Source organism: Spiroplasma sp. DGKH1 (assembly GCF_040940205.1).
Taxonomy (GTDB): Bacteria; Bacillota_I; Bacilli_A; order Mycoplasmatales; family Mycoplasmataceae; genus Spiroplasma.
The window spans coordinates 188,989-195,749 of sequence record NZ_JASTWG010000003.1 but is presented as its reverse complement, the minus strand read 5'-3'; the positions used below and the strand labels follow the sequence as shown (position 1 = coordinate 195,749).

The 6,761-nt window shown below is 24.6% G+C and carries 16 protein-coding genes; all 16 read left to right on the top strand.

Features of this window, described 5'->3' with window-relative positions; translation table 4 throughout:
* The first annotated feature begins 132 nt into the window (after positions 1-132).
* A complete protein-coding gene (locus QPK10_RS03610; protein ID WP_368486664.1) occupies positions 133-534 on the top strand; it encodes a hypothetical protein in 402 nt (133 codons plus the stop codon).
* Entirely contained in the window at positions 527-979 is a 453-nt protein-coding gene (locus tag QPK10_RS03605) for a hypothetical protein (protein ID WP_368486663.1), read from the top strand. Before QPK10_RS03610 ends, QPK10_RS03605 begins: the two co-directional genes overlap by 8 nt.
* Positions 973-1,674: a thymidylate synthase gene (locus QPK10_RS03600; protein WP_368486662.1), complete on the top strand. Its 702-nt coding sequence runs from the start codon at positions 973-975 to the stop codon at positions 1,672-1,674. Before QPK10_RS03605 ends, QPK10_RS03600 begins: the two co-directional genes overlap by 7 nt.
* A 336-nt stretch (positions 1,675-2,010) precedes the next feature.
* The gene (locus QPK10_RS03595) at positions 2,011-2,388 is read left to right on the top strand and encodes a hypothetical protein (RefSeq protein WP_368486661.1); all 378 of its coding nucleotides are present in this window, start codon (positions 2,011-2,013) and stop codon (positions 2,386-2,388) included.
* 2 nt (positions 2,389-2,390) lie between these two features.
* Positions 2,391-2,585, top strand: a complete 195-nt coding sequence (locus tag QPK10_RS03590) for a hypothetical protein (RefSeq protein ID WP_368486660.1) — start codon at positions 2,391-2,393, stop codon at positions 2,583-2,585.
* Between the two features lie 16 nt (positions 2,586-2,601).
* The gene (locus QPK10_RS03585) at positions 2,602-2,724 is read left to right on the top strand and encodes a hypothetical protein (protein WP_368486659.1); all 123 of its coding nucleotides are present in this window, start codon (positions 2,602-2,604) and stop codon (positions 2,722-2,724) included.
* Positions 2,725-2,983: 259 nt separating this feature from the next.
* Complete coding sequence (locus QPK10_RS03580) at positions 2,984-3,397, top strand: hypothetical protein (protein WP_368486658.1); 414 nt, start codon at positions 2,984-2,986, stop codon at positions 3,395-3,397.
* Positions 3,397-3,573, top strand: a complete 177-nt coding sequence (locus tag QPK10_RS03575) for a hypothetical protein (RefSeq protein ID WP_368486657.1) — start codon at positions 3,397-3,399, stop codon at positions 3,571-3,573. Before QPK10_RS03580 ends, QPK10_RS03575 begins: the two co-directional genes overlap by 1 nt.
* Positions 3,563-3,769 carry a hypothetical protein gene (locus QPK10_RS03570; protein ID WP_368486656.1) on the top strand — a complete coding sequence of 69 codons (207 nt, stop codon included), beginning with the start codon at positions 3,563-3,565 and terminating at the stop codon, positions 3,767-3,769. The genes QPK10_RS03575 and QPK10_RS03570 overlap by 11 nt, the downstream gene beginning before the upstream one ends.
* A gap of 182 nt (positions 3,770-3,951) precedes the next feature.
* Complete coding sequence (locus tag QPK10_RS03565; RefSeq protein ID WP_368486655.1) at positions 3,952-4,200, top strand: hypothetical protein; 249 nt, start codon at positions 3,952-3,954, stop codon at positions 4,198-4,200.
* On the top strand, positions 4,160-4,597 hold the full coding sequence (locus tag QPK10_RS03560; RefSeq protein WP_368486654.1) for a dUTP diphosphatase: 438 nt from the start codon (positions 4,160-4,162) through the stop codon (positions 4,595-4,597). Before QPK10_RS03565 ends, QPK10_RS03560 begins: the two co-directional genes overlap by 41 nt.
* On the top strand, positions 4,569-4,997 hold the full coding sequence (locus QPK10_RS03555; protein ID WP_368486653.1) for a hypothetical protein: 429 nt from the start codon (positions 4,569-4,571) through the stop codon (positions 4,995-4,997). The genes QPK10_RS03560 and QPK10_RS03555 overlap by 29 nt, the downstream gene beginning before the upstream one ends.
* 1 nt (position 4,998) lies before the next feature.
* Entirely contained in the window at positions 4,999-5,553 is a 555-nt protein-coding gene (locus tag QPK10_RS03550; protein WP_368486652.1) for a hypothetical protein, read from the top strand.
* A 4-nt stretch (positions 5,554-5,557) separates the two neighbouring features.
* Complete coding sequence (locus QPK10_RS03545; RefSeq protein WP_368486651.1) at positions 5,558-5,761, top strand: hypothetical protein; 204 nt, start codon at positions 5,558-5,560, stop codon at positions 5,759-5,761.
* 21 nt (positions 5,762-5,782) lie between these two features.
* Positions 5,783-6,130 carry a hypothetical protein gene (locus QPK10_RS03540; RefSeq protein ID WP_368486650.1) on the top strand — a complete coding sequence of 116 codons (348 nt, stop codon included), beginning with the start codon at positions 5,783-5,785 and terminating at the stop codon, positions 6,128-6,130.
* The gene (locus QPK10_RS03535) at positions 6,120-6,656 is read left to right on the top strand and encodes a sugar-phosphate nucleotidyltransferase (protein WP_368486649.1); all 537 of its coding nucleotides are present in this window, start codon (positions 6,120-6,122) and stop codon (positions 6,654-6,656) included. The genes QPK10_RS03540 and QPK10_RS03535 overlap by 11 nt, the downstream gene beginning before the upstream one ends.
* Positions 6,657-6,761 lie beyond the last annotated feature (105 nt).

Here is a 6,761-nt window from a genome sequence, read left to right as displayed (position 1 = left end):
TGAATAAGATGACTGAATAAGATGACTGAATAAGATGACTGAATAAGATGACTGAATAAGATGACTGAATAAGATGATATTTTGACTAGTTATAAATCCTTATTTTATGTAATAAACAAATAGGAGGTAGAAATGACTATAAAATTATTTAAAAAAGTATATAAATCATATATTTATGATTTTTTAAATGAAAACGCAATTGATAAATGGATACATCGTGATTTAATACTTAGTTCTTGTAATATACGATTTTTAACGAATTATCCTGATTATGAGGGACAATTATCAATTTTAAATTCATCAGTAATTTTTTCGAGGATTTTAAAGAAGTTAGATGATGAAGATAATTTTATTAACGGCTATAAATTTGCTTCATCGCAAAGAGGCTATATTTTAACTAAAGATAAAACAATTTTAAATATTATGGCAAAATCTCTAAGAGGAAGAGCGTTTAAACTCTTGGAAAGAGCAAATAAGAAATCAGGAATGGATATCATGGATTTAATGAATGAAAAAATATCGATAAATGAATAGAGTAGTATTAGAGGGCATTGATGGTGTTGGCAAAACAACTTTTGCAAATAAATTATGTAATAATTTAAATTCAAAAGTGATAATAATACACTCAGATTCAAAAACGCCTAATACTTATGAATGATATTCAAAATTAAATTCTGATGATTCTTTAAATATAATTTTTGATAGATATGCTTATGGAGAAATTGTTTATTCAAAAATATTTAATAGAACATCTAAAATAGGAATTCATGATTTAGAAAAGTTGGAGTTAGAACTTTCAAAATTAAATGGATATATTATTTATTATCAAGCTTCTAAAAACTTAATTAAAAAAGCACATTTAGAACGAAAAGAAAACTTTAATTGGAAACAGTTAAAACGAGCTGATAAGTTATTTAAAAAACTTTTATTTAAGAGAAAACCAAAATGTGATGTTTTTGTTATTAAACGAAAATGATAATTGCTAATAATGCTACAGATGCATTTGAACAAATTTTATATAGTTTAAAAACAATAGGAATAAAAACATCACCTCGAAATTTTTCAACATTAGAACTTATTAACTGTCACATAGAAATTAAAAATCCTAGCGACAATATTATTAATTCAAAAATTAGGAAACCTAATTTGAATTATTTAAATGGCGAATTAGATTGATATTGATCTGGTAAATCTGATTTACCATCAATTGCTAAATATTCAAAATTTTGAAATAAATTATATTCTAATTCAAATGAGCAATATGTTAATAGTGCTTATGGATATCGAATAATGAATAATTCATATTTTACGAATAAAGATTCGTTTAACCAATTGGAATGAGTAATTAATGAGTTAAGAAATGATAATAATTCTCGTAGAGCAGTAATTAATATTAAACTTCCTCAAAATATGGAAGAAAGAAAAGGGATAAATGATATACCATGTACAATTGCGCTGCAATTCTTTGTAAGAAATAAAAAGTTAATTTGTATTACAACTATGCGCAGCAATGACATAATTTATGGTTTTATGTATGATGTTGTATTTTTTACTCAAATACAAAGTTATATAGCTAAAACATTGAAATTGAAAATAGGTAGTTATTTTCACAATGTGGGGTCAATGCATATTTATGAAAGATATTTTAATTTATTAAAGGAGTGTGATAAATAATGCCAGGAGAAAACTGAAGTGGCCATTATAATTATTTAAATAGAAATAAGAAGAAATGCACTTGTAATTTCAAAGATTATACAAATGCAGATCAAATTGTTTGTAAATATAATGAAACATCCAAAGGAGAATTTGTTAATCAAACTAATTGATGTCAAATATGTAAAGGATGAGTGCATCATAATCGTTATTGAGCACTAAAGAAAAAATTTAAAGGTACATTATAATGAAATGTGAATGTAAATTGTGCAATTGTAAAGAATATGCTACTTATAGTTATTATAATCATCATTATTGTGGTTATTGTGGTAATCGGCAAAATGGAGGGCATCGATAATGAAATCAGAATTATTAAGATATTTAGAACAATCAATTAAAAGTTGAGAAGAATTTTTAGAAACACAAGGTTATGATAATTTACATATTAATAGTTATAGTGATTTAAAAGAAATTAAAGAATTATATGAACGAGAAATAAAAGAAAAAGATGAAGAAATTGAAATGTTACGAAATGATTTAACAAATTATGAAACTTGCTGTCCTGAATGTGGAACAATTCTTAGAGTTCCAAAACCAAAATTACAATTAAAGAAAAGTGATTTTGAGTGGTTGCATGAATGTGATGTTGATAGTTATCAAGATTGTGCAGATAAAAAATGTGGTAATAAATTAATCTTAAAAGATAAATGAAACTACAAAAATTTGGAGGAGTAACTATGGATAATTTTCAAAAATGAGCAAAGGAACAATATGATTTAAATAAAAAATTACAGCAAAAAACTTTTAAAGAAAATTTAATTTTAAAAAAACAATTAGTAAAATTTAAAAATGTTACAGTATATCAATGCTATACTTGTGAAACTATTTTTCATTGTTGATATTGCTATCAAGATAACGATTTATGTATTTAAAGAGAGGAAAAATTCAATGAAAAAGAAATCATGAAAATTATTAAATAAAAAGCAACTTCATAGAAAAAGAGTGCAACGTTCTATGAATAGAAGGAGTGTTAATAGTGAAAACAAAGAAATGAAAAGCACAACAGCATAAAATAAAAGTTCATAAAAATAAAGTTAAAGCCAATAAAAGAAAATTGGAGAAATATAATTAATGGAAGAATTGTTTGTTGAAAATATTAATGGAGATTATGAATGTCAAAATTGTGACAAGATAATTAAAGGATTTCAGATAATACCAACTTGTATGTGATGTGATAATCAGCTTTGCCCAAAATGTGGGTACAGTGAAGATTATTGTTGTTCAACTTGTGCTCTTAGTTCAGCAACATTTGATTAGAAAGGAGAAAAAAATGAAAGATTATATAATACAAAGAGGAATCAAAGGACTAGATGGTTTAACAGATTTAAGAGATTTTATTGATTATTTATTAAATGAGTATCCTATTTTTTCTAAACAAGTAGAAGAATTATTTGAACCATTTAAAAATGATGGTAAAGTATTTGAAAGCGAAGTGAGATATGATACTTCATCTTCAGGGCGAACTAGATTAAGTATTTATTTTAAAAAAGAATTTGATAATTATGAAATACCAACAAAATATAGCTCATTTAATAAAAGTTTTTATTTTTCAAGAGATATGTATTTAAATAGTGAATTCAAATATGTTGATATTGCTTTATTCCAAGAAAAATTAAATAAGGTTTTTAAAGAAATTAAAAAAACTGTTGATAGTATAGAACCTAAGTTTGGAGGTAAAAAATAATGTGATATTGTGAAAAATGCGATAAAAGAGAAAAAGATTTTAATTATATAAGTGCAGATGAACATTTATTTTATAGTCATAAAGATTATCTTTATAGTTTCATTCAGTTTATAGATTATAAAGAAATGCATAATTATGATGGAACCGTAGAAAGAGAAATTATTAATGGCAAATAGAAAATATTGTGAAGATTGTCAAGAAGATTGAATAAATCGTGAATATGATACTATAGTTTGAATATTTCCAGATAATAGATATACACAAGAAGAAATAAAATTCCTTATTCATGAATGTTCTCCAAGAGAATTAAGAGAAAATTTTAAAGCAAAAGAACGATATGTGTGTGATAGTTGCACTGATAAATATTACTAGAAAGGAATATGATAAATAATGCCAGATTATAAACCAATATTAAATCATTATTATAAATTGGATGAAAGAAAATGTTATGAGGCAGTTTATTCAAAAGAAAGATTATCAGTAGTACCGCATCAATGTAGTAATAACAAAAAATATGGAAACTATTGTTGAAGACATAGAAAGGAAAAATAAAAATGGAAAAAGATAATATTATTGAAAAAATTAACAAAGTTACGTGCGAATTAAGTTATAAAGATAAATTAGATAATTATTTTATTGAATATGATAAGAGCTCTAAAAGATGTTCTATTAATATACGATCGTCTAGTTTAGATAGTGCAATTGCTTTTTTAAATAATGCTAGAAATACATTTATAAAATTATTATTTAAGGAGGAAAAAGATGAAAATCAGGATGTTAATAAAAAACAAGAGTGTGACTAATTATGATTTAGGCAGAAAACACTATAATGATGCGGGAATTGATGTTTATGCGTTAGAAGATATTGAATTAAAAGCTTTTGAAACAATTAAAGTTCCTTTAGGATTTGGAATAGAATTACCGGATGGATATATGGGTTTGGTATTACCAAGATCATCGCTAGCAGCAAAGGGAATTATTTCTCATTCAGCACCAATTGATAGTGGATATAATGGCGAAATTCATGCAATACTTACAGCAACTACTTTAATTGATGGATTGAGTTCATATCAAATTAAAAAAGGAGATAGAATTGCTCAACTAGTTATTCAACCAATTGTTTTAAGCGATTTAATTTTAGAAAGTAACTGAGAATTTAATGAGCGCAATAATGGAGCGTTTGGGTCAACTGGAAAATAAAATGAAACAAGAATATTTATGTAAATTAATTTATATAAATCAAAAATATAATCTTCAGTTACAAAACACAGAAAAAGCAATTTTTGTTCTTTTGCCAGAACCATACCAAGAATACGGATTTTATATTCCTAAAACCTTGTTAATGAGTTCAAACTATTGAAAATCAATTGGGATTAAAATCTTCTCTAACAATATTTATAAATTATTTTTATATAACCAAAAATATAAGCAAGTAGTTAAGACAAACTTTAAAGAAATAGTTGGAAATAAAATAATTTGATTATTTGAACAAGTTGCCATTAGTAATAAAGAAAAGTATTTGGCTGATCAAGAAAAATTAAATAACAATTCAACTGAATATTCACATCATAATTTAATATCTGATTTGGAGAAATGATAAAATGATTAATTGGAATTTATGCATTACCAAAATAAGAACATATGAAAAAGTAAAAGGAATATATTTATATGGTAAAGTTGGTGTTGGCAAAACTTATTCTATGAATGAATTAAAAAAGTATTGTTATCGAGATTATAATTGAAAAACTCCTCTTGGCGAAATTAAAAAATTAAAACTAAGTATAGATTATTTATTGCTTAATTGACCTACATATATTTCAGATTTAAAAAGAGCAATGAGCAGTAATGACTATACTAATTTGCCTAGTTCTAGAACTTTGCAAGAAACAGAGATATTAATTATCGATGATATTGGTTATGAAACACCAAGTAATTGAATGCTTAGTGAAATATTACTACCTATTTTAGATTATCGTTTTAATAATAAATTATTCACATGCTTTACTTCAAATTTTAGTATTACAGAATTAGAAAAATATTGATTAAAAAAATGTGATAGCCAATCAATTAATCGATGTTTGTCTAGAATAAGAGGTATGTGTTCTGAAAAAGAATTGGTTGGAGAAGATAAGAGAATCTTTAAGAATGGAGAATAATAATATGACAAAAATCAAATTACGAAAGGAAGATTACATATTAAATAATTTCGTAGAAGACGAAAAAACAGAATGTGGAGTTGCATTCTGCAGAAATGTTTCATCATATGTTCGAATAAACTTTACAGTAAAACCTGTTTTAAAAAATAATTTAGAATTATATGCCGCAATTGTTTTATGCAAAGATCATTATAAATCTTTAAATTAACTTATAAGAAAGGAGAATAAAATGACAACTTTAGAACAAAATTTAGCAATAACAATTGGATGTTTAGTAGTATTTATAATATTTCTTTTTTGAATAATATCGTTGTTAATAAATGCGGATCATGAAAAATGCAGCTTATGTGCTAAAAAAATAAAAAAGAAATGTTTAATGAATGTTAAAGGCAAAACAACATCAAATGACAAATTAAGAACTATGTCTTTTCATAAAAAATGTATAGTAGAGATGATTCGAGCTGATTCAACAAAATTAATTGATCATAGTGATAAAATAGGGGAATTACAATTAGGAGATTATAAATTATATATATTGCACAATAAAATAAAGGAAGTAATATTGAATGAAGAATAATGGTTTTAGAGTAATCTCTAAAGAACCACCAATTAGGAATAAAGATCATGTTGAAACTCCTAAATGAGTTGTACAAGATATGTATAATAGAATTAATATTAAAAAATATCGGAATGTATGATTACCTTTTAATCATCTAGAATCTGAATTCAGACAAGAAGCTTTAAATAATAATTTATCAAATTTTAAAGCAACTCATATCTTTGATGATTTACAAAATGATTTCTTTATTACTAAACCACCTAATCATTGCGATCTGATTATTTCTAATCCTCCATTTAGTATTCAAAATCAAATTTTGGAGCGATTGTTTGAGTTAAATATTCCATTTGCAATGTTATTACCTTTAAGAACTTTAGAAACAGAGCCAAGGGGTAATTTATTTGAAAAATATAATAATGATATTCAAATATTAATTTTTAAAAAAAGAATTAAATTTAAAGGCTGTACTACATCTTTTAATCAAGGATGTGTTTGAATTTGTTATAAGCTAAATATTCAAGGTAAACAAATTCAATGAATTTAATAATAAAACTAGAAAGGAAAATAATATGAACAAGTATTTTTGCAAAAGATGTAAAAAATGATTTAATGAAAACGAAATAAGTGTGGATGTCCACTTATTTGAGGT